Source organism: Nonomuraea sp. NPDC005501, from assembly GCF_040605905.1.
GTDB lineage: Bacteria > Actinomycetota > Actinomycetes > Streptosporangiales > Streptosporangiaceae > Nonomuraea.
Genome location: NZ_JBEXDT010000004.1, coordinates 101,783 through 126,350, shown reverse-complemented (window position 1 = coordinate 126,350; position 24,568 = coordinate 101,783). Strand labels below are relative to the sequence as shown.

27 protein-coding genes are annotated in these 24,568 nt (G+C 68.9%); 14 read left to right on the top strand and 13 right to left on the bottom strand.

Annotation, left to right across the window (positions count from 1 at the left end):
* Window positions 1-53 precede the first annotated feature (53 nt).
* Window positions 54-1,625 carry a carbohydrate-binding protein gene (locus tag ABZS51_RS04550; RefSeq protein ID WP_355436361.1) on the top strand — a complete coding sequence of 524 codons (1,572 nt, stop codon included), beginning with the start codon at window positions 54-56 and terminating at the stop codon, window positions 1,623-1,625.
* A gap of 107 nt (window positions 1,626-1,732) precedes the next feature.
* Here ABZS51_RS04550 and ABZS51_RS04545 read toward each other — a convergent pair whose 3' ends face one another.
* Window positions 1,733-3,109: a serine hydrolase domain-containing protein gene (locus ABZS51_RS04545; protein ID WP_355436204.1), complete on the bottom strand. Its 1,377-nt coding sequence runs from the start codon at window positions 3,107-3,109 to the stop codon at window positions 1,733-1,735.
* 547 nt (window positions 3,110-3,656) lie between these two features.
* Between ABZS51_RS04545 and ABZS51_RS04540 the strand changes: the two genes are divergently transcribed.
* From ABZS51_RS04540 to ABZS51_RS04530, 3 genes are all read left to right on the top strand, one after another.
* Window positions 3,657-4,493 carry a hypothetical protein gene (locus ABZS51_RS04540; RefSeq protein WP_355436201.1) on the top strand — a complete coding sequence of 279 codons (837 nt, stop codon included), beginning with the start codon at window positions 3,657-3,659 and terminating at the stop codon, window positions 4,491-4,493.
* Window positions 4,494-4,730: 237 nt separating this feature from the next.
* Complete coding sequence (locus ABZS51_RS04535; RefSeq protein ID WP_355436197.1) at window positions 4,731-6,347, top strand: histidine kinase; 1,617 nt, start codon at window positions 4,731-4,733, stop codon at window positions 6,345-6,347.
* Window positions 6,344-7,012 (top strand): response regulator transcription factor, encoded by a 669-nt coding sequence (locus ABZS51_RS04530; protein ID WP_355436195.1) that lies wholly within the window; start codon window positions 6,344-6,346, stop codon window positions 7,010-7,012. Before ABZS51_RS04535 ends, ABZS51_RS04530 begins: the two co-directional genes overlap by 4 nt.
* A gap of 35 nt (window positions 7,013-7,047) precedes the next feature.
* On the opposite strand, the gene ABZS51_RS04525 is transcribed toward ABZS51_RS04530, so the two are convergent.
* Complete coding sequence (locus ABZS51_RS04525) at window positions 7,048-7,620, bottom strand: TetR family transcriptional regulator (protein ID WP_355436193.1); 573 nt, start codon at window positions 7,618-7,620, stop codon at window positions 7,048-7,050.
* Window positions 7,621-7,693: 73 nt separating this feature from the next.
* Here ABZS51_RS04525 and ABZS51_RS04520 point away from each other — a divergent pair, with 73 nt between their 5' ends.
* The 3 genes from ABZS51_RS04520 to ABZS51_RS04510 all read left to right on the top strand — a co-directional run bounded on the left by ABZS51_RS04520 (window position 7,694) and on the right by ABZS51_RS04510 (window position 8,858).
* Window positions 7,694-8,266: a dihydrofolate reductase family protein gene (locus ABZS51_RS04520; RefSeq protein ID WP_355436190.1), complete on the top strand. Its 573-nt coding sequence runs from the start codon at window positions 7,694-7,696 to the stop codon at window positions 8,264-8,266.
* A 17-nt stretch (window positions 8,267-8,283) separates the two neighbouring features.
* Complete coding sequence (locus ABZS51_RS04515; RefSeq protein WP_355436187.1) at window positions 8,284-8,442, top strand: hypothetical protein; 159 nt, start codon at window positions 8,284-8,286, stop codon at window positions 8,440-8,442.
* Between the two features lie 80 nt (window positions 8,443-8,522).
* A complete protein-coding gene (locus tag ABZS51_RS04510) occupies window positions 8,523-8,858 on the top strand; it encodes an antibiotic biosynthesis monooxygenase (RefSeq protein WP_355436184.1) in 336 nt (111 codons plus the stop codon).
* 39 nt (window positions 8,859-8,897) lie between these two features.
* Here the strand turns inward: ABZS51_RS04510 and ABZS51_RS04505 are convergent, their stop codons facing one another.
* The gene (locus tag ABZS51_RS04505) at window positions 8,898-9,686 is read right to left on the bottom strand and encodes a dienelactone hydrolase family protein (protein ID WP_355436181.1); all 789 of its coding nucleotides are present in this window, start codon (window positions 9,684-9,686) and stop codon (window positions 8,898-8,900) included.
* A gap of 151 nt (window positions 9,687-9,837) precedes the next feature.
* Here ABZS51_RS04505 and ABZS51_RS04500 point away from each other — a divergent pair, with 151 nt between their 5' ends.
* A complete protein-coding gene (locus tag ABZS51_RS04500) occupies window positions 9,838-10,806 on the top strand; it encodes a helix-turn-helix domain-containing protein (RefSeq protein ID WP_355436177.1) in 969 nt (322 codons plus the stop codon).
* Between the two features lie 37 nt (window positions 10,807-10,843).
* On the opposite strand, the gene ABZS51_RS04495 is transcribed toward ABZS51_RS04500, so the two are convergent.
* Together ABZS51_RS04495 and ABZS51_RS04490 are read right to left on the bottom strand one after the other, a co-directional pair.
* Entirely contained in the window at window positions 10,844-11,263 is a 420-nt protein-coding gene (locus ABZS51_RS04495; protein WP_355436175.1) for a DoxX family protein, read from the bottom strand.
* A 236-nt stretch (window positions 11,264-11,499) separates the two neighbouring features.
* Window positions 11,500-12,384 carry an NAD(P)-binding domain-containing protein gene (locus tag ABZS51_RS04490; RefSeq protein ID WP_355436172.1) on the bottom strand — a complete coding sequence of 295 codons (885 nt, stop codon included), beginning with the start codon at window positions 12,382-12,384 and terminating at the stop codon, window positions 11,500-11,502.
* Window positions 12,385-12,432: 48 nt separating this feature from the next.
* Here ABZS51_RS04490 and ABZS51_RS04485 point away from each other — a divergent pair, with 48 nt between their 5' ends.
* Complete coding sequence (locus tag ABZS51_RS04485; RefSeq protein ID WP_355436169.1) at window positions 12,433-12,840, top strand: MerR family transcriptional regulator; 408 nt, start codon at window positions 12,433-12,435, stop codon at window positions 12,838-12,840.
* Between the two features lie 65 nt (window positions 12,841-12,905).
* Here the strand turns inward: ABZS51_RS04485 and ABZS51_RS04480 are convergent, their stop codons facing one another.
* Both ABZS51_RS04480 and ABZS51_RS04475 read right to left on the bottom strand, forming a co-directional pair.
* Window positions 12,906-14,138 carry an FtsX-like permease family protein gene (locus tag ABZS51_RS04480; RefSeq protein WP_355436357.1) on the bottom strand — a complete coding sequence of 411 codons (1,233 nt, stop codon included), beginning with the start codon at window positions 14,136-14,138 and terminating at the stop codon, window positions 12,906-12,908.
* 79 nt (window positions 14,139-14,217) lie between these two features.
* Window positions 14,218-14,943 (bottom strand): ABC transporter ATP-binding protein, encoded by a 726-nt coding sequence (locus ABZS51_RS04475; protein ID WP_355436166.1) that lies wholly within the window; start codon window positions 14,941-14,943, stop codon window positions 14,218-14,220.
* Between the two features lie 376 nt (window positions 14,944-15,319).
* On the opposite strand from ABZS51_RS04475, the gene ABZS51_RS04470 reads away from it, so the two are divergent.
* Window positions 15,320-16,522 carry a PP2C family protein-serine/threonine phosphatase gene (locus ABZS51_RS04470; protein WP_355436163.1) on the top strand — a complete coding sequence of 401 codons (1,203 nt, stop codon included), beginning with the start codon at window positions 15,320-15,322 and terminating at the stop codon, window positions 16,520-16,522.
* A 114-nt stretch (window positions 16,523-16,636) separates the two neighbouring features.
* On the opposite strand, the gene ABZS51_RS04465 is transcribed toward ABZS51_RS04470, so the two are convergent.
* Window positions 16,637-17,275 carry a DUF6461 domain-containing protein gene (locus ABZS51_RS04465; protein ID WP_355436160.1) on the bottom strand — a complete coding sequence of 213 codons (639 nt, stop codon included), beginning with the start codon at window positions 17,273-17,275 and terminating at the stop codon, window positions 16,637-16,639.
* Between the two features lie 251 nt (window positions 17,276-17,526).
* Here ABZS51_RS04465 and ABZS51_RS04460 point away from each other — a divergent pair, with 251 nt between their 5' ends.
* Window positions 17,527-18,069, top strand: a complete 543-nt coding sequence (locus tag ABZS51_RS04460; protein WP_355436157.1) for a GNAT family protein — start codon at window positions 17,527-17,529, stop codon at window positions 18,067-18,069.
* Between the two features lie 105 nt (window positions 18,070-18,174).
* Here ABZS51_RS04460 and ABZS51_RS04455 read toward each other — a convergent pair whose 3' ends face one another.
* Window positions 18,175-18,735, bottom strand: a complete 561-nt coding sequence (locus tag ABZS51_RS04455; protein ID WP_355436154.1) for a hypothetical protein — start codon at window positions 18,733-18,735, stop codon at window positions 18,175-18,177.
* A 26-nt stretch (window positions 18,736-18,761) separates the two neighbouring features.
* Window positions 18,762-19,415, bottom strand: a complete 654-nt coding sequence (locus tag ABZS51_RS04450; RefSeq protein ID WP_355436151.1) for a hypothetical protein — start codon at window positions 19,413-19,415, stop codon at window positions 18,762-18,764.
* 323 nt (window positions 19,416-19,738) lie between these two features.
* Between ABZS51_RS04450 and ABZS51_RS04445 the strand changes: the two genes are divergently transcribed.
* Window positions 19,739-20,455: an erythromycin esterase family protein gene (locus tag ABZS51_RS04445; RefSeq protein WP_355436148.1), complete on the top strand. Its 717-nt coding sequence runs from the start codon at window positions 19,739-19,741 to the stop codon at window positions 20,453-20,455.
* The gene (locus ABZS51_RS04440) at window positions 20,361-21,098 is read left to right on the top strand and encodes an SDR family oxidoreductase (RefSeq protein WP_355436354.1); all 738 of its coding nucleotides are present in this window, start codon (window positions 20,361-20,363) and stop codon (window positions 21,096-21,098) included. Before ABZS51_RS04445 ends, ABZS51_RS04440 begins: the two co-directional genes overlap by 95 nt.
* Window positions 21,099-21,367: 269 nt before the next feature.
* On the opposite strand, the gene ABZS51_RS04435 is transcribed toward ABZS51_RS04440, so the two are convergent.
* Both ABZS51_RS04435 and ABZS51_RS04430 read right to left on the bottom strand, forming a co-directional pair.
* On the bottom strand, window positions 21,368-22,543 hold the full coding sequence (locus tag ABZS51_RS04435) for an MFS transporter (RefSeq protein WP_355436146.1): 1,176 nt from the start codon (window positions 22,541-22,543) through the stop codon (window positions 21,368-21,370).
* Window positions 22,528-22,992, bottom strand: coding sequence for a GNAT family N-acetyltransferase (locus ABZS51_RS04430; RefSeq protein ID WP_355436143.1), 465 nt, complete (start codon window positions 22,990-22,992; stop codon window positions 22,528-22,530). The genes ABZS51_RS04435 and ABZS51_RS04430 overlap by 16 nt, the downstream gene beginning before the upstream one ends.
* Window positions 22,993-23,018: 26 nt before the next feature.
* Here ABZS51_RS04430 and ABZS51_RS04425 point away from each other — a divergent pair, with 26 nt between their 5' ends.
* On the top strand, window positions 23,019-23,546 hold the full coding sequence (locus ABZS51_RS04425; protein ID WP_355436140.1) for a CGNR zinc finger domain-containing protein: 528 nt from the start codon (window positions 23,019-23,021) through the stop codon (window positions 23,544-23,546).
* 330 nt (window positions 23,547-23,876) lie between these two features.
* Here the strand turns inward: ABZS51_RS04425 and ABZS51_RS04420 are convergent, their stop codons facing one another.
* Window positions 23,877-24,512: a hypothetical protein gene (locus tag ABZS51_RS04420; RefSeq protein ID WP_355436137.1), complete on the bottom strand. Its 636-nt coding sequence runs from the start codon at window positions 24,510-24,512 to the stop codon at window positions 23,877-23,879.
* Between the last annotated feature and the right edge of the window lie 56 nt (window positions 24,513-24,568).

Sequence of the window (24,568 nt, the reverse complement as noted above, 5' to 3'; positions counted from 1 at the left end):
GGCGCCGGAACCCGCGCCCGCGCCGCCGTACCGAACACCATGGGAGCAGCATGATGCGCCTGAAAGCCGTCCTCGCGTGCGCCAGCCTGTTGGCGGGCGCGTTCGTCGCACTGTCACAGACCGCCGCGCACGCCGCGCCGACGAGGTACGAGGCGGAGAGCTCGCCCGCGGTCTGCACCGGCACCATCGACAGCAACTGGTCCGGGTACTCGGGCAGCGGCTTCTGCAACGGCACCAACGCCACCGGCGCCTACGCCCAGTTCACCGCCAACGCCGGCGCGGCCGGGACGGCGACGCTGGGCCTGCGGTTCGCCAACGGGACGACGAGCACCCGGTCCGCCGGCCTCATCGTCAACGGCTCGACCGTCCAGAGCGTCTCCTTCGAGACCACCGGCGCGTGGAACACCTGGGTCACCAAGACGCTCACCGTGCCGGTCAACTCGGGCAGCAACACCATCCGGTTCAACCCGACCACCTCGAACGGCCTGCCCAACATCGACTACATCGACGTCGACGCGGGCGGCACGACACCCCCGCCGGGCGGCACGCTGTACGTGGCGCCGAGCGGCAAGGACTCCGCGACCGGGACGCAGTCGGACCCGACGACCCTCACCTCGGCGATCACCCGCATCGTCCCCGGCGGGACGATCTACATGCGCGGCGGGACCTATCCCTTCTCGCAGACCGTCACCATCGCGCCGGGCAACAACGGCACCTCCAGCGCCCGCAAGAAGCTGTCCGCCTACCCGGGCGAGACTCCGGTGCTGAACTTCGCGGCGCAGAGCGAGGACCCGGCCAACCGCGGGCTCGCCGTGAACGGGTCGTTCTGGCACGTCTACGGCATCGTCGTCGAGCGTGCCGGCGACAACGGCATCTTCGTCGGCGGCAGCAACAACATCTTCGAGCGCACGGTGACGCGGTTCAACCGTGACACAGGGCTGCAGCTCTCGCGGATCGTCTCCGACACCCCCCGCGACCAGTGGCCGTCCAACAACCTCGTGCTGAGCGCGGAGTCGCACGACAACGCCGACTCCGACGGCGAGGACGCCGACGGCTTCGCCGCGAAGCTCACGGTCGGCTCCGGCAACGTCTTCCGCTACGCCGTGTCCCACAACAACATCGACGACGGCTGGGACCTCTACACCAAGACGGACACCGGCCCCATCGGCCCCGTGACCATCGAGGACTCCCTCTCCTACGACAACGGCACCCTCAGCGACGGCAGCCAGGCCGGCAACGGCGACCGCAACGGCTACAAGCTCGGCGGCGAGGACATCGCGGTCAACCACGTCATCCGGCGCAACATCGCCTACCACAACGGCAAGCACGGCTTCACCTACAACCGCAACCTGGGCACGATGTCCATATCGAGCAACGTCAGCATCGACAACACCGAGCGCAACTACTCGTTCGACGGCGGCACCTCGGTGTTCCGCGACAACGTCTCCTGCCGCAGCGGCAGCGGCAGCAACGACCGGATCATCGGCGACGCCGACAGCTCGAACCAGTTCTGGAACGGCTCGAACGGGTCCCGGTGCTCCTCCTACACCGGCGCCCTGAGCTGGTCGTTCGCCGCGGACGGCCGCCTGGTCGTGACCTTCGGCGGCAGGACGGCAACGCCGTAGCAGACCCGCCCATCGTGCTCGCCGGGCCGGGCCGGTACCCCGCCGTACCGGCCCGGCCCGCAGTGCTCGCTCGTGGGACCGAGGTCGTGCCCCGGACGGTCCGCCGCTCAGGAGGTGGCCGTGACCCTGCCGAACAGCCGGCCGGCGAGGTCGACGCCCACGACCGCGCCGCTGTCGTCGCGGGTGAAGAAGCCACGCTGCCCCTTCAGCCCGCCCTCGGTGACGATGTACTCGTCGCCGTCCCCGGGCAGGAACCCGATGCCGGCCGGCACGTAGTCCGGGGGCATGTCGGCCTCCGACGCCTGGCGGATCTCCGGCTTGATCCCGACCTCAAGGGTGAGCCGGGATCCGTCGGTGGCGATGTCGAGGTTCATGGCGTCGATCTCGTAGTGGCCGGCGACCTCCCGCGCCCGCGCCTGGTCGTACGGGATCGGCTCGGGGTCCCGGTCGACCACGCCGAGATAGTGCTCCAGCGCCCAGCGGACGACGGCCTGGTTGAAGGGGTACCCGTCCGGGCCGGCGTTGGCCAGGGAGACGACGGCGAGGTCATGTCCGGGCACGATGAGCAGCTCGGCGAACTGGCCGTTGCCCGATCCGCCGTGCCCGATCGTGCGCACTCCGTCCACCTCGCGCAGGAACCAGCAGATGCCGAAGCCGTCGCCGAGCGTGCTGGCCCGCAGCTCGACCGTCTGCTCCCGCATGCGGTGCAGCATCTCGGCCGGCAGGACGCCGTCACCGCTGCCCAGGTGGAACCGGGCCCAGCGCAGCAGGTCGCTCACCGATGACGCGATGCCGCCGCCGGGGTTGTTGCCGTGCGAGCCGGCCGGGAACGACGTCCACGGCCGGGCCAGGCGCATCGTGCCGTCCTCGCCGCGGTTGTGGCCCACGGCGAACCGCCGGACCATGACCTCGTCCAGATCGAAGAAGGTGTTCGACAGCCCCGCCGGCTCCAGGACCAGCGAGGCCACGGCCTTCTCGAACGGCAGGCCGGTGACCTTCTCGATGACCCGCCCGGCCAGGTTGTAGCCGGCCTGGCTGTAGGAGGCCCGGGTGCCGGGCGGCGCGATCACCGGCAGCTCGGCCATCTTCGCCACGAACGCGGCCAGGGAACCGTCGCCGTTCTCGGTGTCGATCAGGTTCCAGTCCAGCCCGGCGGTGTGGTTGAGCAGGTTCAACACGGTGATCTCGGCGGCGGCGCCCGCATCGGCGAGCATGAGCTCGGGCACGTAGCGGCGCACCGGAGCGTCCAACTCCACCTTCCCTTCCGAGACCAGGCGCATCAGCGCGGTCGCCGTGAAGGTCTTGGTCACCGAGGCCAAGGGGAAGAGCGTCCTGTCATCGACCGGCAACGGGTTGTGGAGGCTCGTCACGCCGTGCGAGGCGAAGAACTCCTGACCACCGGCCAGCACCCCGACGGCAACCCCCGGGATGCCGAACTCCTTGGCCGTCATCTCGACGAAATCGGACAGCTGCTCCTGCGACATGTGATTTCCCTTTCGCTGCTCGGGCTGTTCCACGCCGGGGTTCTCGCGTTCGAGATCTCGTACGTTCTCCCGTACGTCCTGGCGTGCACGTACGACGATGGACGCCGCCACTGACGCGGCCCTGACGCCGCGCTAACACGCCCTCTCAGCCCCCCCTACACCCGCACAGCTGCGTGTCCTCCCACGCGCGCCAGTCGCATGGACGTGGTTGCCGTCGAGCAGACTACGAGTGGTACCTCTCGAACCTGTCGAACTCGTCCTTCATGAGATCCCAGAAGGAACGAAAGCGCTGAGCGCCCGGCAACCAGGGCGCGAAATACCACGCTTTACACGTCCAAGGAGGTCGGGGCAGGGGTGGCGAGAAGTGTCAGGAGCGCTCATGGCGGCGACCCTGGCGACTGCGCACGAGGATGGCGCTCCGCTCAGGCGGCCCGGAGCGTGAACGGGTGGTACGCGGCGTTCCACCTGCCACGACCGATTCGGCTTGACAGTCGATCTTTTGTGCACATGATTAGTGCGTCTTTCCGCACTATCTCAAGGAATCGTCATGAAGCGGACCGTCGTGGGCGTGGCCCTGATCGCGGGCCTGGCGCAGTTGACCGCCACCCCCGCGCAGGCAGCAGCCGGGACCGACCCGGCGAAAGCCCTCCAAGCCGTATGGACACGCGGCATGGGCGTGAACATCGTGTCCACCGCGAAGGTCGATCACGGTAGCGGCGTGTTCTACACCTCGTACGTGGACGGCACGGTCGGGTTCGGCCCGCGAGGCGAGCTCGCCTCGGATACGTCGCAGCGTGTGCAGTTCAGCAAGAAGGCGATGAGCGGCCTGAAGAAGTCCGGCATGGCGGAGGACGCCGCCCTGGAGGAGATGCCTCTGCAGGTGATCTCGTCAGGCCACGACGACTACGTCTCAGGCCCGCGCTTCGCCGAGGCGTTGCCGCAGGACACGAGCTGGGTGCGTTACCCGCATACCGACCTGCCGGCCAGCAATCTGCTGCTGGAGGTCCTGGAGCCCGCCACGCTCAAGGCGCTGCTGGCACACCGCACCTCCTGGCAGGGCGGGGTGCTCAAGGGGACGATCAAGACCGACAAGCTGGCCAAGGCGTCCCCCTCCTTCGCCTCGCGCTTCAGTGCGTACGCCGGAAGCAAGTCCGTCGGCACCGTCTCCTACACCCTCCGGCTGAGCTCGTCGGGGCTGGTGCAGCGGGTGTCGGCCCAGGGGGTCCTGCACTCACTCAAGGGCTCACTCCGGGTCGCCTCGGACACCCGCTACTCCGCCTGGGGACGGCAGGTCACCGTTCTGCTGCCCCTGAGAGGCGATGTTCTCGACCAGGAGCAACTCCAGGACAAGGTGCCGTACCAGGTGCCCGGCGCCTGGAACTAGCTGTGGTCCCGGACGGCGACCGAGTGGTCCCCGTCCGGGTCCATGGAGTCCGGCGGCGACGGCGGCTCGTCGCGCGCCTCGCTCGAACGGCACTACCGACATGTCCCCCTGGCCTTCCGCGCCGCGGGCCTCGCCCTTCACCCGGCACGCTGCTCCGCTGACTTGCGGCCAGTTGGAGGAGGCGGCTTCCTCCTTGTGGAGGATCGATCTCCGTGACGTCCTGGATACCGTTGACGCATGCGACGGCGTGGTCAGGCTCTGGACGTTCTGCTGGTGGCGGCCGCCATCGGCTTCGACGTCATGACCACCTGGCACACCTGGGGCACCTCCTCGGCGCCCGCGGTGGTCTGCGCCGGGTTCTCCGTACTCGCCGGGGTTCCCATGGGGTTCGTACGGCAGTGGCCGGTACCGGTGGCCGGCTACCTGTCCGGGCTGCTCATCCTCACCGACCAGATCAGCGCCTTCACCGTCAACACCGTGCAGATCCTCCTCCTGGCCTGCCTCGGCGTCGTCGCCTACAAGGCGCGCCCGCTCGCCGTCCTCTGCTCCGCCGCGCTCGGCGCCGTGGCCACCGGCTTCAACCTCGCCGATCCCGGCCTCGCCTTCACCGCCAACTCGTGGTGGTACTCCGCCGGCGCCGCCGTCGTGCCCGTCCTCATCGGCGCCTACCTGCGCGGCCCGGCCGGGCGCCTCACCGAGCGCGACATCACCCCCGACGTGCTGCTGGCCGGCGGCGGCGTCGCCCTGACCGTGCTGAACACCTGGACGGAGTGGGACGCCTCCGGCCTGCCCGTCTGGGTCGTCGGATCGCTGGTGGTGCTCGCGGGCCTGTCCCTCGGCGTCGCGCGGCGTCTGCCGGGGCTGGTGTTCGTCCTGCAGGTCGCCCTCATGCTGCTGGCCGACCAGTACTTCGAGGCGGCGACGGCCACCTGCGTCATGCTCGTCCTCATCGCCGCCGGCGTGTTCGCCATGCGCGTGGCCTCCTGGCTCTGGACGCTCGTCGTCTACCTCGTCGCCGTCCTCACTGTCGCCCTCTTCACCGTCGCCATCGGCATTGTCGGGCCGGGCGCCGAGGTCGAGCCGATGCGCGTCGTGGTGCTGATGACGCTCGTCGTCGCTCCCGTGGCGATCGGCCGCTACCTGCGGGTCAGGCAGGCCGCAGGCGAGGCGGAACGGCTGCGCGTACGCGAGTCGCAGCGGCTGGCGCTGGCCCAGATGCGAGCCGACCAGCTGGCCGAGCGAGAGAGCATCGCCCGCGAGGTGCACGACATCGTCGCCCACCACGTCGGCGCCATGGCCCTGCGAGCCGGCGCCGCCCGCTACGCCGACCCCGCCGGGCCCTCCGCTCAGGCGCTCACCGACATCCGCGACACCGGCCACCAGGTGCTCGAAGACCTGCGCGGCCTGCTCGACCTGCTGCGCGATCCCGGCCAACGGCCCGACCCGCCTGCCGACCCGGCCGATCCCGCCGACGTGGTGCGCGAGTCGGCGGAACGCATGGCCGCGGCAGGGCTGCTCGTCGAGCTCGACGTCGGCCCGGAAGTGGAGCAGGCACCTCTCGTTGCCCGCGCCTCCGCCACCAGGATCATCCAGGAAGGTCTTACGAACGTGCTCAAACACGCGGGCCCGGGCACGAAGGTGCGGGTAAGCCTCACCTCGGCCCCCGACGGGCTGGCCGTCGAGGTGCGCAACGGTCCCCCGCCCACCGCCTGGCGCAGCCTGCCCTCCTCCGGGCAGGGGCTGCGCGGCATGCGCGAACGCGCCCGCGCGCTCGGCGGCACCCTCTCCGCCGGTCCCGACGAGGACGGCGGCTGGCTGCTGACCGTCCTGCTGCCCACCAGGGAGACGGCGTGATCCGCGTCGTCGTGGCCGACGACCAGGCTCTGGTGCGGGCGGGCGTGCGCATGCTGCTGCAGGCGAGCGGCGACATGGAGGTGGTGGGCGAGGCGGATGACGGGGCCAAGGCCGTACGGCTGGCAGAGCTGCACAAGCCCGACGTCATCCTCATGGACCTGCGCATGCCCAGGGTCGACGGGCTCGAAGCCATCAAGCGCGTCCTGTCATCCAGTCCCGCGGCCAGGATCGTCGTCCTGACCACCTTCGCCGAGGACGCCGACGTGTACGCGGCGCTGCGGGCGGGAGCGATCGGGTTCCTGCTGAAGGACGACGAGGCCGAGCGAATGGTGGAGGCCGTACGGCGGGCCGCGGCGGGAGAGCAGCTCCTGGCGCCGTCCGTTCTGCGCCGGGTCGTGGAACGGGCGCTCGACGCCCAGGCGCACGCGGACCTGCCCACGCCGGCGGGGTTGACGGAGCGGGAGCTGGACGTGCTGGCATTGCTGGGGACGGGGTTGTCGAACGCCGAGATCGCCGACGAGCTGCACATCGGGGTGACGACGGTGAAGACGCACGTGGCGGGGGTGATGGAGAAGCTGGGACTGCGCAACCGCATCCAGGCGGCGGTGGTCGCACACCGTGTGGGCCTGGTCGACGCCGCCTTCAGAACCGTCCGCAGAGACTGAGCCCCCGGACCGTCGGCCACCACCTCTACAAGGGGTCAGGCATTCAGCGATCTTCGCACGGCGGCGTCCACCAGCTCGTGGATCTCCTGCTGGGTGAAGATGTCGGGCAGTGTCAGCCGCTCCACGATGAGCCAGTTCAGTGCGAGATAGAGGAGCACCACCGAGGTCGAGTCGCCGGGCAGACCTGAGGCGGCGTGGTAGCCGATGTTGGCGTCGATGTCCTCGCGGATGCGCTTGGTCAGCACGGCGCGCAGCTCAGGGCGCCGAGTGGACTCCAGCCGTAGCTCGAGGAGCGCCAGGTAGCCGGAGTTGAAGGCGGCGACCCGATCCACCAGCTCGTGCATGAGCTCGGCATAGCGGGTTTCGTCCTGCACGCCCTCCTGGTGCCGGGCGATCGTGGCCTCGTCGGGCAGCAACCGCTCGTAGATGCGCCCACCGACCTGGGTGAACAGGTCGTCGCGGTTGGCGAAGTAGTTGGAGGCCGTACCCGCGGGGACGGCGGCCTCCGCATCGACGGCCCGGAAGGTCAGCCCTCGCGCTCCCTCCCTGGCCAGCACCTCGATGGCCGCGTCGATCAGCGCCAGCCGCCGCGCAGGATTCGTCCGCACTTGACACCACTCCATGTGTAGTACTACGTTCTGATCACTTCGTTCAGAGTACTACATATGGAGTTGATCGGGTATGCGAAAGCTTGTGTACTACATCGCTGTGTCTCTCGACGGCTACATCGCGGGCCCCAACGCCGAGTTCGACTTCTACCCGTTGTCGGACCAGATGGCCGCCTGGATCAACGCCCGTTATCCCGAGACGCTCCCCACCCACATCCGCAAGCTCGTCGGTCTCGACGGCGTGCCCAACAAGGTCTTCGACACCCTGGTGATGGGCCGCGGCACCTACGAGCCGGCCCTGAACGTCCCCACCACCAGCCCGTACTCCCACCTGCGCCAGTACGTCGTCTCCCGAACCTTGCAGATCGACGACCCGACGGTGCAGGTGGAGACCGGCGACCCGATCGAGCTCGTCCGGCGACTGAAGGCGGAGGACACCGGCCTGGACATCTACCTCTGCGGCGGCGGCAAGCTCGCCGCCGCCCTGCTCCCGGAGATCGACGAGATCATCCTCAAGAGCTACCCCGTGGTGGCGGGCACGGGCATCCCCATGTTCTCCGGACAGTTCCGCCCCACCCTGTTCGCCCCCACCCGACGCGAGTCCTTCGACAACGGCGCCCAGGTCACCTGGCTCACCAGGGCCTAGAACCACAAGGAGGAACCATGCATATCAAACTCCCAGCCGCGATCAACCAGGCCAAGACCGACCACCTGCCCCGGTCGCCGCACCAGCACGAACACCCGGCGCGCGACCTCAAGCCCACGGGCCGGACCAACCTCTCCCGCCGCCCGACCGCCGCCCCTCGCCGCAGCGGGTATTGACAGGACCGGCACGGCACGGCCTTGGCGCAAAACATGCCGGTGCAAGCGGCGATCAGGAAAGGTGTCAGTAGCATGAGCACATGACGCCGATTACACCTCCCTACTATGCGGTGATCATCACCCAGAAGCTGAAGGACACGGGCCTGGAGGGATATGACGAGATGGCGGCCCGGATGGTCGAGCTCGGCACCAAGTGGCCGGGCTACCTGGGCCGCGAGTCCGTCGCCAGAGCCGATGGCCACGAGCTGACGGTGATCTACTACGCCGACGCCGAATCGATCGCCGGCTGGAAGGCCGATGTCGAGCACCTGGAGGCGCAACGACTCGGACGCGAGCGCTGGTACGAGTACTACGACATCCAGATCGCCCGCGTCGAGCGCGCCTACAGTTTCCGTTCAGACGGCGCACCTGCTTGAGAGAAGGCCGGGAAGATCGCTTCCCGGAGTGCCTTGCGCTCAGCCGGATGTCGTCGCGGAGTGTCCGGACGGGATCAAGCGGTCGGCGAGGAAAGCGATGATCTCGTCCCTGGCCTTCAGCGTGGGATGTCCGTCCTCGTCGACGAGGTGGGCGGTGACCACGCTGTGGGGGGTCTCGACCACGTCGCCGAAGAACGGTGGCGGGCTGGTGTTCGCGGAGCTGCCCGGAAGGACACGGCCGTCGAAGGCGTCGCCGAGGAGTGCCCGGTAGGCGGCGAAGCGCCGGCCGGTGCACCAGCGGTCGTCGTCGAAGCGGTAGGCGAGAACCTTCAGCCCGTCGCGCGCGACGCGGTCTCGGACCGCGCGCGCGTCCTCGTCGCTGATCTCGAGTCCGGCAGGGTCGTCCAGCGGCAGCGACGGGTGGTTGACCACTGGCGCGATGACAGCCGGCTCAAGCGCCATGGTCAGGGCGAAGTTCCCGGTGAAGCACAGCCCGATCGTCCCGACTCCCGGGCCGCCGCATTCGGCATGGGCCTGGCGCGCGAGCCCACGCAGCCATGCCGTGACCGGGCTGGTGCCGCCCCCGGCGAACGCTCGGAACTCGGCACTGACACACGCGCGCCGGACGACCTCCGTACCACCCTCGACCGTGGGATAGGCGCCGTCGACGCCGAAGAGTGAGGGGACATGGACGGTGAAGCCCGCATCCCGCACCCACCGCGCCAGTCGAAGGACGTCAGGACTGATGCCGGGCATCTCCGGCATCAACACGACGGCCGGCCCGGAGCCCGCGACGTAAACCGTCTTCACCACCCCCTCCACGTCCACGAGCCGGCGGGAGAAGTCCGTGATCATGTCGTCAAGTCGTCCGCTGGGAGCGCTCATGGTCACAGCGTGGACCGATGCCCCGCACAGGGCGAGAGGCCGGATCGCCATGTATGCGGGTAATCTCGCCGTTGGCGGTGGTGAGGAGGCGAGCGTGAGCGCGCTCCGGGTTGGTGTCCTGGCCTATCCAGGCTGCTTCGCGTCCGAGGTGTTCGGCGTACCCGACCTCCTGACGATGGCCACGCACGTCGCCGGACCGGGCGGCCCCGGATACGAGGTGTCGATCGTTTCGCCTCGTCGTCGTGTCGCCGCATCGGGCGGTGCGGCATTGGACGTCGCTCCGCTGCGCGAGGTGGATGTCCTGGTCGTGCCCGGGTTCGAGCTCCTGCCCAGCCTGGATGTGGACGCGAAGCTCGCACCCCTGGCCCCGGAGATCGCGGCGATCCGCTCACACGCTGCTGCGGGCACCGTCGTCGTCTCGATCTGTGTCGGTGCGTTTCTGCTCGCCGAGGCCGGACTCCTCGACCGACGCCGGGCCACGACAGCCTGGCTTCTCGCGGACGAACTGGCTCGACGCTGCCCGGACGCTGACGTCCGACCCGAGTGTCTGGTCGTCACCGACACGGGGGTGACGACGACGGCGGCCTTCAGTGCCATGTACGACTTCGCGCTGGATCTGATCCGCCGGCACAGCGGTGCCGGCGTGGCACGGACCACCGCGCGGGTGGCGCTCGTCGACGATGCGCGATCGTCCCAGACTCCGTACGTGGACGCGCGACTTCTTCCGCAGCCCGGGAACGCGTTCTCCCACCAGGTCATGCGACGGCTCGACCAGGACCTCGCCGCGCGATACGACCTCGCAGCGTTGTCGGACACGTTCAAGGTCAGCACTCGGACACTGCTGCGGCGCTTCGCGGAGGAGACCGGCCAGAGCCCGCTGGAGTACCTGCAGTCGTCGCGCGTCCGCCGCGCCCGCCATCTCCTTGAGACCACGAACCGCACCGTCGCCAGCATCTCCGCCGCGGTCGGGTACAGGGACCCCAGCACGTTCGCCGCCCTCTTCGCCAAGCACGCCGGACGACGTCCGAGGGACTACCGCGCGGCCTTCCGCCGGGCCGACTGATCATCCTCGGCCGTTCAGGCACAGGGCGCCCAGACACTCACCTCCGGTCTTCTGCGAGGGCTCGCGACGGCGTGAGCAGTGCGGACAGTGCCCAGCGGCCGGGTCCGAGGACGGCGACGAGCAGGAAACCCCAGCAGAAGAGCGCGGCCTTCTCACCGCCGTTCTCGATCGGGAACAACGCCTGCGGCTGGTGGACGATGAAGTAGGCGTAGGCCATGGTGCCCGAGCAGATGACGGCGGCGGCGCGGGCGGCCAGCCCGAGCAGGACGAGGGCGCCGCCGACCAGCTCGATGACGGCGGCCCACCATCCGGGCCATTGTCCGAAGCCGGGTGCCTGACCCTCCGGCCCTCCCAGCACGTCGAAGAGGGTGGCCGCGCCATGGCAGGCGAACAGCAGTCCGATCACCGACCGGTACAGGGCCAGGAAGAGGTCCTGATGCTTCTTCAACAGATCCACTGCCCTTTCTCAGAAACGAAGCCAGGATTGGGAGCGCTCCCATGCAGGTTCTCCAGCCCTGCCGGACCTGTCAACGCCGCCCGCTTCGGGGGACCGTTCCAGCAGCACGTCAGGTGCACCACAGGGCCGAACTCGCAGGCATGAACGTGCACTTCCGTGAAACTTTCATCAGCTGACGAGCCGGCACGACCCCTGCAGTGAAACGACCAGACCCCAGATCCCAGTACCGGGATCGGTCAGTCGTTGCGAGGTCTGCTGAATTCTTCGATCAGCACGGGATACTGCTCCCCACCGTGTCCGGCGGCGATCGAGCGGTCGGCCATCGCCTTGATCAGCTTCGGCAGTTCGGCGTTGACGCCCACCGCCTCGCTCTCCTGGATCAGGTGTGCCATCGCCCGCGCGTCGGTCTCCAGGGCCGACACCTCGGCCGGGAAGGAGCCGCTGTCGATCTGCTCGGCGTACCCAGGCAGCCATTCGGCGACGCCGGCAGCGATCTGCCGCGCGAACGGCGCGAACGTCGCGGCGTCCACACCGGCGGTCCTGAGCAGAGCGGTGCCCTGGAGCCAGGCGTTCAGGACGCTCCACATCATGGCGAGGCCGGCCACGTCGTACAGAGACGCCAGCCCATGGTCCGCACCAAGGTAGGTGACGGTGCCGAGCGCGTCGAGCGTCGACCGGTGCTCCTCGAAGTCCGGCTGCGGCCCGCTGTGCAGAATCACAGCTTCGGCGGTTCCGATCGCGGGCGGGATGGCCATGATGGCGCCGTCCAGGTAACGGGCGCCGCGTTGCTCGGCCCATCGAGCGGCTTCCCGGGCCTGGGCCGAGTCGCCCGAGGTCAAGTTGATCAACATCTTGCCGTCCGGCTCGACATCGCTCGTGCCGAGCAGTTCGTACATGGCCTGGTAATCGGTGACGCAGATGATCGTCAGAGAACTCGCCTCAAGCGCGTCGCGGACCGTTGGGGCCGGCCGTGCACCCTCGGCCAGCAGCTGGTCGGCCTTGGAGGTGGTGCGGTTCCACACGGTTGTGGGATGCCCGGCTTTCAGGAACGCGCCGGCGAGCGCGCGGCCCATCAGTCCGAGTCCGATGACTGTCACGGGTGTACCGGTTCTGCTGTCCATGGCAGCATCGTCAACGTTGATACCGGTATGAAGGTCAAGTGAGGTTCGATGCTGATCGGGGAACTGAGTCGCCGGACGGGCGTGAACGCCCATCAGTTGCGCTACTACGAAGCCCAGGGCCTGCTGGAGGCGGACCGCGGCGCGAACGGTTACCGCGAGTACAACGAAGACGCCGTGCTGCGGGTGAAGCAGATCCGGCACCTGCTCGGTGCGGGTCTGTCCTCCGAGGACATCGCGTACCTGCTGCCTTGTGCGGTCGGAGAGGCCCCGGAGCTACTCGGATGTCCCGAGCTGCTGGCCGCGATGCGGTCACGGCTGCGGCGACTGGACGATCAGATGGACAGGCTCGCTCGATCCCGCGACGCCCTTGCCGACTACATCGCCGCGGCCGATCGCATGGCCGGCGAGAGCTATCCCCCCTTCGACGATGCCGACCAGGAGCCCGTGCCCGCCTGAGCGAAAGCCTGGTTAGGTCTCCCCCAGGATGCGCTGACCGACCAGGCGTTCGAGCTTGGCGCGGTTCAGTCATCGGACTGAAGCGACCCGTGCCGCGCCTTCCGCGTGGAGGCCAGTGCTCCGGCCAGGCCGCTCACGACGCAGACCAGCACCAGCCCTGCGTACTGCGGCACCGAGTAGGCGAACCACGACCGGCCGGTCGCGGCCTTGCCGAGCGCGGTGAGGGACGCGGCGGCGATGCCCGTTCCGAGCAGCGTCCCGGCGCACGTCACGGTCAACGTCTCCCAGCACACCATCCTGGTGAGCTGCTGCGGCTTGGTCCCCAGGGTGCGCAGCAGCCGGATCTCCTCGGTCCGCTCGGCCATCGTCATGGCCGTCGCGTTGAGCACCGAGATCACGGTGTAAGCCACTGCCGATCCCACCAGCATCGGGGCCGCCCACGCCGCCGGCCCCGTGCGCGTGACGCCCGTCGCCGCGTCGGTGGTCGCCACGGCGAACAAGAAGGTGCAGGCGAGCGCGATGGTCAGCATCACCGGGGACGCGGCCGCCATCGCCCGGCGTGGCTGGGTGACCAGCGAGGACCCGGCCAGCATCCCGGCGCCTGGGTCGAACCGGGCCGCTGCGGCCCCGAGCAGCCAGCCCATCCCTCGCAGCGCGACCGGGCCCACCGCCGATGCGCCTGCGCAGAGCGCCATCGTCGCCCCCAGCCCGGTCGGCACCGCAGCCGTCGCCTTCACCTGCGGCACCAGGTACAACAGCACGATGCCCCCGGCCAGCGCCACCCCTCCGAAGACCGCCCTGGGCCAGGACAGCAGCAGCCCCTGCGCCGCGCTCTCCCGCAGCACCTCCAGCGGTCCCACGCCTACCGCCTTGCGTGCCGCGGCCCGGGCCGCCAACAGCGTCACCGCCAACCCGACCACCAGCGCCAGGATGAACGGCCCCGTCGTGATCTCCACCGGGACGCCCGCCGGCGCCAACCCGGTCATCCGCATGAACGCCGCCATCGCCGCGGCGTACGGGACGGCCAGCACGCAGCCCGCCGCGCTCGCCAGCACGGCCACCACCAGCGCCTCCGCCGTGATGAGCCGGCTCACCTGCCGCGGCGTCATGCCGACCGACCGCAGCAGCGCCCAGGTCCTGCGCTGGCGCAGCACGTGCAGGCTGAGCACGCCCGCGACCACGAAGACCGACACGAACCCCGACACCGCGGCCGACAGCACCAGCAACCCCACGACGCCGTTCGACTCGTCATGCGCTCCGGCGCCGGCGACCACCATGCCGCTGCCGGCCACCAGCATCACGCCAAGACCACCGCCGCGAACGAAGCGGCGAAGCCCATCCGATTGGTCCGGACGTTGTTCCAGGCGAGGACGAGTGTCACCGGCGGCCGCCCAGCCGCATGCTGATCTGGTCGGCCGAGGGCTTGTCCAGGACGTCGACGATCCGCCCGTCGGTCAGGAACAGCACGCTGTCCGCCCGGGCCGCCGCCTCCGGATCGTGGGTGACCATCACCACCGTCTGGCCGAACCCATCGACCGCCTCCCTCAGCAATGCCAGCACCTCGTGCCCGGTGCGGCGGTCCAGCGCCCCCGTCGGCTCGTCGGCGAACAGCACCTCCGGCCTGCCCAGCAGGGCGCGGGCGATCGCCACCCGCTGCTGCTGGCCCCCGGACAGCTGCGCCGGGCGATGCCCCTCCCGCCCCGCCAGCCCGACCCGGTGCAGCAACTCCCGCACGCGTGCGGATTCGGGCCGCCGCCTGGCCAGCCTGCTGGGCAGGATCACGTTCTGCCACGCGGTCAGCGACGGCACCAGGTTGAACGCCTGGAAGACGATGCCGATCCGGTCGCGGCGCAGCACCGCCAGTTCCCTCTCCCCCAGGCGGGTGATGTCCTGCCCGGCGATGCGCACCGCGCCCGAGTCCGGCCGGTCCAGCCCCGACGCGCACTGCAGCAGCGTGCTCTTCCCTGATCCCGACGGGCCCATCACGGCCGTGAAACTGCCGCGCGGGAACCCGATGCTGACCTGGCCGAGCGCCGCCACCTCGGTGGCACCTCTCCCATATGTCTTGGTCACTCCCTCAAGGAGGACCGCATGATCACTCATGATCAGCAGCGTGCCGGAGAGGTCCGTCATCGCCCATCGGGTTTCTCCCTGGCCACCCCCTTGGACCCGCCACTGGTCCCCTGACCCTTGACCCTGAGAGCGCGATGCCGACAGCAGATTCGATGATCCCCAGCTTCATCCAGCCGTCTCAAGAACGGCCCTCAGTCGTGCCGTCGGCGACGCTGCGCCTGCGTCGAGAGTCATCGCCTCGTTCCTTCCGGGGCGCTGCCGTCTGACATCACCCGAGCATTCCACGGCACCCGACCCGCAGGCCCGAACCCACACGAACGCGACTCGGAAACCCGTGGCACTGTTGTGTCACAGTGGGTGCCGCTTCGTGTCGCGGGAAGGAGGGCACCTTACTTTGGAGGCTGATATGGCGGCGACTCGGATCGGATTGGCGGAGGTGCTGGCGGCGGCGGAGGATGCCGCACCGGTCGGCTCCCTCGATGTCGTGGCACGTGATCTGCGTGAGCGGTTCGACGCGCGATACGTGTCTTTCCTGTTCGTCGACGTCGTCGGCCGACGCCTGCTGCGGGTCAACGAGCAGGCGGCTACGCACCAGGAGCGCCACGCCGAACAGGTGGCCCTCGCCGGCAGCAGCGTCTACGACGAGGTCTTGCGCACCCAGAAGCTGGTACAGGCGCCACAGGAGGAGCAAGGACAGCGGGTCCTCGCCCCCGTCACCAACCGCGGCGACACCATCGGGGTCCTGGAGCTGTTCCTCCCCGAGGTCACCCAGGACGTGCTGGAGCAGGTCGAAGAGGCTGCGCACGCGTTGGCGTACATCATCGTGGCCGACCGCCGCTTCACCGACCTCTACTACTGGGGCAATCGCACCACCTCGGTCAGCCTGGCCGCAGAGATCCAGCGCCAGCTCCTGCCCTCAGCCGCTTCCTGCGAGGCGGCCCAGTTCGCCCTCGCCGGCGCCCTGGTCCCGACCTCCGACATCGCCGGTGACACCTACGACTACAGCCTCGACCACGACACCGTGCACCTGTCCATCACCGACGCCATGGGCCACGACGTCGACGCCTCGCTCATGGCCACCCTCCTGGTCAACGCCTCCCGCGGCGCCCGCCGCGCCGGGGCGGATCTCGCCGAGCAGGCCCGTCAGACCCACCAGGCCCTCCTCGACCACGGGCGAGGGACCTTCGCCACCGGCCAGCTGCTGCGCATCGCCCTGGACGGATCCAGCGCCCAGCTCGTCAACGCCGGCCATCCCTGGCCACTGCTGCTGCGCGACGGCATGGTCGAGGTTCTGCAACTCGCCGTGAACCTGCCCTTCGGCTTCCCAGGGCAGGGCTCGTACCAGGTGCAGGACTTCGACCTGCGCCCCGGTGACCGCCTCGTGCTCTACACCGACGGCATGCAAGACCGCCAAGCGGAGTCGGTCGACCTTCCCGGCCTCATCCGTGATACCGCAGCGGAGCACCCGCGCGAGGCCGTGCGCGCTCTGATCGCCGCGGTCAACGACGCCTGCAACGGCTACGTGAAAGACGACGCCACCGTCCTGTGCCTGGACTGGCACGGTTTCCACTCCGGAGGCCGCCACGCGAACGCCGGAGCCGACGTCTGACCTTGCCGCGGACGGGATCCCGTCGACCGCAGTCCGGCCGTCCCAAGAACGGCCATGCGGTGGGACGTCTTCCCCGAGATCGTCGTGATCGTTTCCCGGGCGAGCTCCGAGGGTTCAGCGCGCTGCGTCGGGCATGCGAACCGTTATGTACGGATGTGCTTGCTCCAGCCACTCGCTGGTCAGCCTTGCTCCTGTGGTCAGGTCGATGACCGCGAGCATGGCGGCTTGCCAGTCGTAGTCCTCGTCGCGTTTCTCGTACTCGACAAAGAAGTCCGTCATCGCCTGCAGTTGCGGCCATTGGCCGATGCCGGCATGGTCTTCCGGGCGCCCGGGACCGAACGCGTCGATCGTCAGGATGAGCTCGCCTCCGGTCGCGAAGCTCAGCCGGTTGTGGGCGTTGACGTTCCACCAGGCGCTGTAGACCCGAGCTTCCTGACTGAGTCGCCGGAGCACGGCGGGGGTTGATCCGAGGTAGTCCCCCTCCAGGAGCATGGCGGCGGACCCGCACCAATCGGCGAACACGGGATTGTCGGTCTCGTAGGGGATCATGACAGCTCTGGGCACCGCCGGCTCATGGAGCCGGTGCGGCGCAGTTCCGCTGAGCCGGGCGGCGAGCTGGTTCAGAGGGAGCGTTTGTCCGCTGTCTGGGACCACTACGGTCCAGCACATGGCCACGTCGAGCCATGGCTGGCTGGAGCGGAGTCGCCGGTAGTGCTCGCGCAGGTCGACAGTCGGCGGCTGTCCGGTGTTCACGCATTGCTCCTTCAGCTTTCCGCAGGACGGCAGTCAGGCACCTGTTCAGCGGCGCGCGGCGGCCCCGCCGGCGGCCCGGGCAGGGCCCGTCAGAGCGAACGCCTCACCCTACAATCGATCATGAGGAGTGGCGCCAGGCGGAGGGCGTGCGTCCGCGGGCGCGTTCCAACGCCACACCGGGGTGTCCACGAACCGGTCCGACCTGGGACGGAAGAGCAGCACCGCGCTGCCCGATCGGTTAGGAAGCTTGCATGCTGAAGGGGAGCAAAGTCGGGCTCAGGGCCCGGCACGAGGACGACATCCCGATCCTGCAGTCCGACCTCTACGACGACGTGGTCACCCACTCGCGAGCCCAAGCCCAGCCGTGGCGGCCGATCACGCCCGGCTCGAAGAACTCGCCGCTCCTGGTGGACGACACGGAGCAGGGACACGTCCCGTTCTCCGTGGTGGAGCTGGACGGCGGCACGCTGGTCGGCACCGCGGTGCTGTGGGGCATCGACAACCACAACCGGTCCGCGCACATCGGGCTCGGGCTGCTGTCCTCCTCCCGCGGCCGTGGCTACGGCACCGACGTGGTCGCGGTGCTGTGCCACTACGGCTTCGTCGTGCGCGGCCTGCACCGGCTGCAGATCGAGACGCTGTCCGACAACGCCGCGATGCTGCGCTCCGCCGAGCGCAACGGCTTCGTCCGCGAGGGCGTGCTGCGCTCCTCGGCGTGGGTGATGGGCAAGTTTCTGGACGAGGTGCTGCTCGGGCTCCTGGTCCAGGACTGGAAGCCGGACTCGAAGAGCTAGGCTGCCGCCCGACGGTCGAGGGGGCCGCCGAGCCGCCACGGACGGCCGACGAGCAGGACGGCACCGGGCCGGAACACGCATCCGCTGAATGTGTCGGATGCACATTCAGCAGTTCTTCTCCTCCTTGAACACCAGGTACAGTGCCCGGCTCGGCCCCACGACCAGGACCCTGCGCGCTTCGCCGTACCGTTCGAGGCCGCCTTCCTCCGTCCGCCAGAAGCGGCCGTCGTCCTCGGCGTCAGCCCACACCAGCAGGCGGCGCTGCGGACCGCCCACGTACCGGACGGGCTCGTGGAGGAGCTCGTCCAGCAGAAAGGAGACGAGCTCGTCCTCCTCGTGCCCGGCGGCTTCCTCCCGGCAGGCGACAGCGAACGCTTCGACCTCGGCGAGGAATCCCGCCGCCGTTAGGGGCTTCATCCCTTCGCCCGGAATCCATCCTGTCGGCTCAAGGCCTTGCGCCGGATCGCCCAGTTCGAGTGGATCGCCTTCCGCCACAGGGAAGATCTCATCAAGATCGTATTCCTGGGCCTGCGGGTCGTCGGGCACGGGGTACTCGTCCTCCAGATACTCCTCTTCATAGCGTCGGCACCATTCGGTGCCGCTCCACCACTGGCGGACGGCGATCAGATCGGGGGCGGGCGGCAGCTCGTGCTCGGCCAGGCCCACCCGGAACGCGGCGTGCCCGGCAAGGTTCAGCGGGGCCGCAGAATCGTTCCGGCGCAGACGGCACGCAGTCGTATCTCGGCGAGCGCGAGACCGGCGTCCAGCAGGGGAGCATGGGCCGCGCACCAATGTCCGGCGAACGAGCAAGCCGGGTCCCGGTCGACCCGTCGACCGGCCACGCGACTGACGCTGATGCGGATCAGCCTGGAGCAGAACGCGAGAACGACATGAGTCTCGTCCCGGACGACCTCTCCGGTGGCAGGGTCGGTGACCGCCACCAGGACCGCCTCATCCGCCCAATCGAGGATGGCTCTGTCGAGCGCGACGGAGAGCAGTTCCAGGCGTCGCGATGGCCCAACGCGAAACAGAGCCTGCCGGACGGCCATGACAGCGTCCTGGATGCCGACCGGCTCACAGGCTAACGGCTCGCGCATCGGTCCGTCCGGCGACAGGAGGGGGAGAATCCCGCACTCCAGCAAGGAGGCGGCAAGCAGCGGGCCTTCATGGTCCCGGACGTCCACCACAAGGCGCGCGGCGTTTGCCGGATCTTCGGCCGCGTCCTCGTCCAGCCAGCGGTTCAGCAGGTGAGCATGCGCCGCCACCTGCATCTCTTCGCCCCAGTCGAACGACGAAGCATTGTCGTCGCAGACATGCCCGAGGAACTCGCAGATCGTGAAATCCAACGGTCTTGCCCTCCGCCTGATTCTCTGGGGGTGGGCCTCACCTGAACGCAGTCAACGCCGCACCAGTCTCTCGCGCTCAGGCTCGCGACAAGGTGAAGCGCAATGTGGTCCTACTGTGTCAGATCCACCAGGGCAAGAAGGGCCGACCATCCAAGTCCCTCACCCTGAACCGCGCCGAAACGGACGTTCTCTACAGGTGATTTCCGGTCCGATGATGGGGGTGCCGTAAAGCACGGCACCCCTACCTGATCGCGGCCAGGACGTACATCTCGTTCTTGATCGGGTAAGTCCTCAGCCGGTCCAGGCCGCCGTCGGGGATCGCCATGGTTCCTTTCGCATCCGGCCGTATGCCAAGGTCGGCGGACCTCGGCTTCCACCACGGCGACCTCGGCGCCGTCACGGTCCCGGAACCGGCCTCCGACTGGCTCGACGCCCGCCTCGGCGCCACCGACCAGCCCGCCCGCTGGCTCGACCTGCGTGACGGCGGATGGGAGGGGCCGATGAAGGCACGCGTCATCAGCGGCGTTTACCACCCTTCCAGGGACGCGGCCGAACATCTCGCCGTCGCCTCCCTGCCCGACGCGTTCGACGTGCTCGTCCACCTGCGCCAGGTGTCCCCCGTGCGCTGGTTGACGGCGTTGAGGTGCGCCGAGGAGCCCGACGTACCGGCAAGCCGGGTCGCCGTCATCCTGGCCGGCTCCGGACGGCCGGACCGGGGCGAGAACGCGGCCCAGGGCCGGGCTCGAACGACAAGATCCCGCCTGACCTTCAAGGTGTGCCGCCGCGCCCTGACCCACACAGAGGTGACGCACACCACATGCTCAAACCGTCACAGGATCCACGGGAGCGGCGTCTCCATGGACAGGGCGGCGACGCTCGCGACACATCACATGCCCGGAACCGAAGGAAATTCAACCCATGAACGAGTACACGTCACAGCCGAAGGTGGCCCTGATCACCGGCGCGAACAAGGGAATCGGCCGCGCGGCCGCCGAACTGCTGGCCGCACAGAAGGTGACCGTCCTGGTCGGCGCCCGTGACCCGCGCCGCGGCGAGGAGACCGCGGCGGCGATTCGCGCCACGGGAGGCGACGCACACGCGATCGAACTGGACGTCACCGACCCGTCCACCGCCCAGGCGGCCGCCTCCTGGATCGACGACCGCTTCGGCCGTCTGGACGTGCTGGTCAACAACGCCGGTATCACCGGATCAGGTCAGGCCGCGCCCCAGGACGCCCTCGACCGCATCCCCAGCGCCGTCGACGTGGATCTGGTCCGCGAGGTGTTCGAAACCAACGTCCTCGGAGTGATCACCGTGACCAATGCGGTGCTCCCGCTGCTGCGGCGGTCCCCCGCCGCCCGGATCGTCAACCTCTCCAGCCACGCCGCTTCGCTGGCGCTGACCGCCGAGGTCGACGGGCCCTTCTCGGGGCTGATGTCAGCGGCCTACTCTCCGTCCAAGGCCGCGCTGAACGCGTTGACTGTGCAGTACGCGAACGAGCTGCGCAAAGAGAACATCCTGGTCAACGCCGCCGCCCCCGGTTACGTCAACACCGACATCAACGGCCACAGCGGCTTCCTCACCCCGGCGCAGGGCGCGGCCGTGGTGGTGCGCCTGGCCACCCTCGGCGAGGGCGGCCCGACCGGCGGATTCTTCAGTGAGGACGGCCCACTGCCCTGGTAGGGATCCGGCAAGGGGACGTGGTCGGCCGTGAAACCGGTCCGGGTCAGTCGGAAACTCCCTAAACGACAAGATCCCGCCTGATCGCGACGATCAGACGGGATCCCGTCAACTTCAGTCCGGCCGTACCAAGAACGCGTCCACGAGTACGGCGGTGGCGCACGCATTGCACCATCTGGCGCGTCTTCTGCACAGCGATCCCGTCGTAGCGGCGGCGTTCGCGGAGACGCCGGCCGTCGTGCGAGGGCTACAGCGGCTGCCGTCCGAACTGGTCACAGCCGGGCTGTCGTCGTCAGGGTGACAGCGGTCAGCGCGGCGAGCAGGGCCCAGGCGGGCGCGAAGCTACCGCTCAGGTCCGTGAGCAGGCCGAGCACGGGTGGCGCCAGGATGACCGCCACCTGGTTGACGGCCATGGCCAGGCCGAGGGCGAATCCGGTGTGGCCCGGCGGCGCCGATTCGGCGGCGTAGGCGACCCAGGGGCCATACCAGCCGATTCCGAAGAAGCCGAGCCAGATGAAGGCCAGGCAGGCCGCGACGGGGGAGCCGCCGATGGGGGTCGTCAACACCGCCATCCCGATGATCACCGCGATCAGGCATGTCAGGACGCAGGCGTAGCGGCCGGACCTGTGGCGGTCGCTCCAGGCCGCCAGGCAGATACGGCCCAGCGCGCCCGCGCACTGGACCGCGACGTAGACCAAGGCCGCCGAGGCGGAGTCCATGGATGTCACCTCGTGCAGGTACAGCACGGTGAGGACGCCCACGCCGCTGTGCACCGACACCATGCTCGTACCGGAAAAGATGATCTTCTTCATGTACGGCTCGCGGAGCAGTTCCAGCCGCACGCGGGACGTGGTCAGCGTGGGGCGTTGGTCCGGTGGGCTGCGGTAGAAGGTCATGAAGGCGACGGCGCCTGACAGTGCGACGAGCGCGCCGGCCACGAGCGTCGACCGCCAGCCGAAGGCCGTCGCCAGTGCGGGAAGTGCGAAGGCGGCGAGGACGCCCCCGAGCGGGAGCCCCGCCTGGCGGATGCCCATGACCAAGCCACGCTGCGAGGCGTCGAACCAGGACGCCACCGATTTACTGCCGCCCGGCTGAATGGTGCTGTAGCCCGCACCGACGATCAGCAGGACGACGAGCAAGGAGACGTACCCCGGGGCCGCGCTGCCGGCGGCCAGTGCGAGGGCGACCACAAGAGCACCGATCCCGACGACCCAGCGTTCGGCGTGGCGGTCCAGCAGTCGTCCCGCCACGAGTAGTCCGGCTAGAGGAAGTAGCTGAGCCGCCGACAGCAGCAGACCCAGTTGGGTCGTGTTCAACTCCAGGTCTCGTTGCAGGTGGACACTCATCGCGCCGATGCCCTGCACGAAAAACGCGGCCGCGGCCTGAGTGAAGGTCGCGACACCCAGAATGACCCAGCGGTATTGCGATGTCTTCACGGCTTCCAGCACAGCAGGGGATCGGGGTGGTCGGAGAAGCCGAGCTGCCGGTAGAGCGGTTGCGCCTCGTGGGAGGCGGTGAGGTCGACCCGTACGGCGTCGCGGTCGCGGAACCAATCGAGCAGGCCGAGCATGATCGCCCGGCCGTGCCCGCGCCGCCGGTACGACGGGTCGGTGACCATGCCGATGACGTGGCCGATCCTCCCGTTGCGGGAGTGGGGGCCGGGGAACCACTGTTCGATCGTGCCGATGCCGCAGGCGGCCAGGCCGGTGTCGCCGTCCACGACCAGGATCTGGCAGTCGGGTTCGGTCAGCTTCTGCTTGAAAACCCGTGCGAGCGCGTCGCGCCAGTGGTCACCGGCGTCAGCGGGGTTGAAGAAGTCGCCGCCGAGGTCGTCGAAGAGCTGTGCCCGGAGGTGGACGAGCTCCGGAATGTCGTGCTCTGTTGCTGTTCGCGTCATGGCGTACAGGCTGATGTAATGAGCTTGTGCACCTCAACCCTTACGGCGCGGACGTGGTGAACTTCGCCGCGGAACTGGCGAACCGCCCACCGGCGAGCGCCGATGAACTCGCCGAGCGCTGCCGCACGGCCGGTCTGGTGCTGGAACGCCCCGTCGAACCGTCGGATCTCGACCAGACCCTCGCCGTCATCGACGCCTGGACGAACGTCGTCGACGCCACGGGCGAGCGCGCGAAGGCCGAGCTGGTCAACGAGATGCTGGCCCGGTCGGCCGCCTACCCCCGGCTGACCGACCACGCTCATGGTTGGCACCTGCACTATCGCGACGACCTGCAGCCGCTCGGCGCGGTGCTGTTCGCGCTGATCTCCGTGGGCACTGCGATGCACCTCGTCAGCCGGGGCATGGACCGGCTCGGACGGTGCGCTGCCGCCGGCTGCGAGACGATCTTCGCGGACACCTCACGCACCGCACGGCAGCGTTACTGCTCCCAGCCGTGCGCCAACCGGGACGCGGTCCGCCGCCACCGCGCCCGTCAGTCCACGCCTGCCACCTGACTGGCCAAGCCGGCGACGGTAGCTGGCGTCGTGGGCCAGCAGCCCGGCCACTTCGCCCAACCAGCACGCGAATAGAGGGTGCCGAGGCAATGGATCAGATCTTTCCGGACAGCCAACCCCATAAAGGCACCCATGATGCGCGGATACCTGAGGCGTGTCCTTGACGACACGGGCTCATTGTGTGTGGCCACTCAAGTCCCGCATTCGCACGTCGCCGTCACCGTCTCCGGTGACGGCGACCACTCTTCCATCCACATGTCCGATCGCCACGTCCCCAACCCAGTTGCTGTATCTCATTCGTCCGCCCAGCGGTTCGTACGTACTGAGATCTCAAACCTGCACGGCACCCCCGCCGTCTTCGTCATCACCACCACCGGCGAGGACGACTGGCCGGCCATTAACCTCTCCAACCACCACTGTCCTGACCCCATAGGTGAGACCTGTCGGTATCGGTACACCGATGAGTTGGTGGGTGGTTGAGTCCCACACCCGCATGTTCTCGTCGTCGCTGGAGACGGCGACCTGCCTGCCGTCCACCCGCCCGAGCGCGACCTCCCCGACACCGGTACCGCTGACCATCGGATCGCCCATCTGCTTGCGGGTGGCCAGATCCCATATACGTGTCGTACCGTCAACGCTGCCGGTGACGGCGACTGCTCGACCGTTCACCTCCCCGACCGCCACCGCATCGACGCGTTCGGTGTTGCTTAGCCGTATCGGTTCGCCGACGAGTGCGCGTGTAGTCAGATCCCAGATCCGTATAGCGTCGTCGTAGCCGCCTGTGACGACTACCGGGCGGCCGTCCACTTCCCCGAGGGCCATCGTTACAACGCCGACCGGGTGAGCGACGATCGGTTCGCCGATGGGATCGCCTGTGGTCAGGTCCCACACCCGTAAGGTGGCGTCATCGTAGCCACTACCAGCGCTTACGGCGACTGGCCGGCCCTCCAGTTCCCCTACCATCATCGCCCCGACAGGGTCGTCGTGATGCCCCAGCAGATCCGAGGAAGGCCACACCGCGA

What these genes read in the sequence shown, in the direction of transcription:
- ABZS51_RS04550 (WP_355436361.1), top strand. Translation starts at nt 54, where the DNA reads ATGCGCCTGAAAGCCGTCCTCGCGTGCGCCAGCCTGTTGGCGGGCGCG.
- ABZS51_RS04545 (WP_355436204.1), bottom strand. Translation starts at nt 3,109, where the DNA reads ATGTCGCAGGAGCAGCTGTCCGATTTCGTCGAGATGACGGCCAAGGAG.
- ABZS51_RS04540 (WP_355436201.1), top strand. Translation starts at nt 3,657, where the DNA reads ATGAAGCGGACCGTCGTGGGCGTGGCCCTGATCGCGGGCCTGGCGCAG.
- ABZS51_RS04535 (WP_355436197.1), top strand. Translation starts at nt 4,731, where the DNA reads ATGCGACGGCGTGGTCAGGCTCTGGACGTTCTGCTGGTGGCGGCCGCC.
- ABZS51_RS04520 (WP_355436190.1), top strand. Translation starts at nt 7,694, where the DNA reads ATGCGAAAGCTTGTGTACTACATCGCTGTGTCTCTCGACGGCTACATC.
- ABZS51_RS04515 (WP_355436187.1), top strand. Translation starts at nt 8,284, where the DNA reads ATGCATATCAAACTCCCAGCCGCGATCAACCAGGCCAAGACCGACCAC.
- ABZS51_RS04510 (WP_355436184.1), top strand. Translation starts at nt 8,523, where the DNA reads ATGACGCCGATTACACCTCCCTACTATGCGGTGATCATCACCCAGAAG.
- ABZS51_RS04490 (WP_355436172.1), bottom strand. Translation starts at nt 12,384, where the DNA reads ATGGACAGCAGAACCGGTACACCCGTGACAGTCATCGGACTCGGACTG.
- ABZS51_RS04485 (WP_355436169.1), top strand. Translation starts at nt 12,433, where the DNA reads ATGCTGATCGGGGAACTGAGTCGCCGGACGGGCGTGAACGCCCATCAG.
- ABZS51_RS04480 (WP_355436357.1), bottom strand. Translation starts at nt 14,138, where the DNA reads ATGCTGGTGGCCGGCAGCGGCATGGTGGTCGCCGGCGCCGGAGCGCAT.
- ABZS51_RS04475 (WP_355436166.1), bottom strand. Translation starts at nt 14,943, where the DNA reads ATGAGTGATCATGCGGTCCTCCTTGAGGGAGTGACCAAGACATATGGG.
- ABZS51_RS04470 (WP_355436163.1), top strand. Translation starts at nt 15,320, where the DNA reads ATGGCGGCGACTCGGATCGGATTGGCGGAGGTGCTGGCGGCGGCGGAG.
- ABZS51_RS04460 (WP_355436157.1), top strand. Translation starts at nt 17,527, where the DNA reads ATGCTGAAGGGGAGCAAAGTCGGGCTCAGGGCCCGGCACGAGGACGAC.
- ABZS51_RS04445 (WP_355436148.1), top strand. Translation starts at nt 19,739, where the DNA reads ATGGTTCCTTTCGCATCCGGCCGTATGCCAAGGTCGGCGGACCTCGGC.
- ABZS51_RS04430 (WP_355436143.1), bottom strand. Translation starts at nt 22,992, where the DNA reads ATGACGCGAACAGCAACAGAGCACGACATTCCGGAGCTCGTCCACCTC.
- ABZS51_RS04420 (WP_355436137.1), bottom strand. Translation starts at nt 24,512, where the DNA reads ATGATGGTAGGGGAACTGGAGGGCCGGCCAGTCGCCGTAAGCGCTGGT.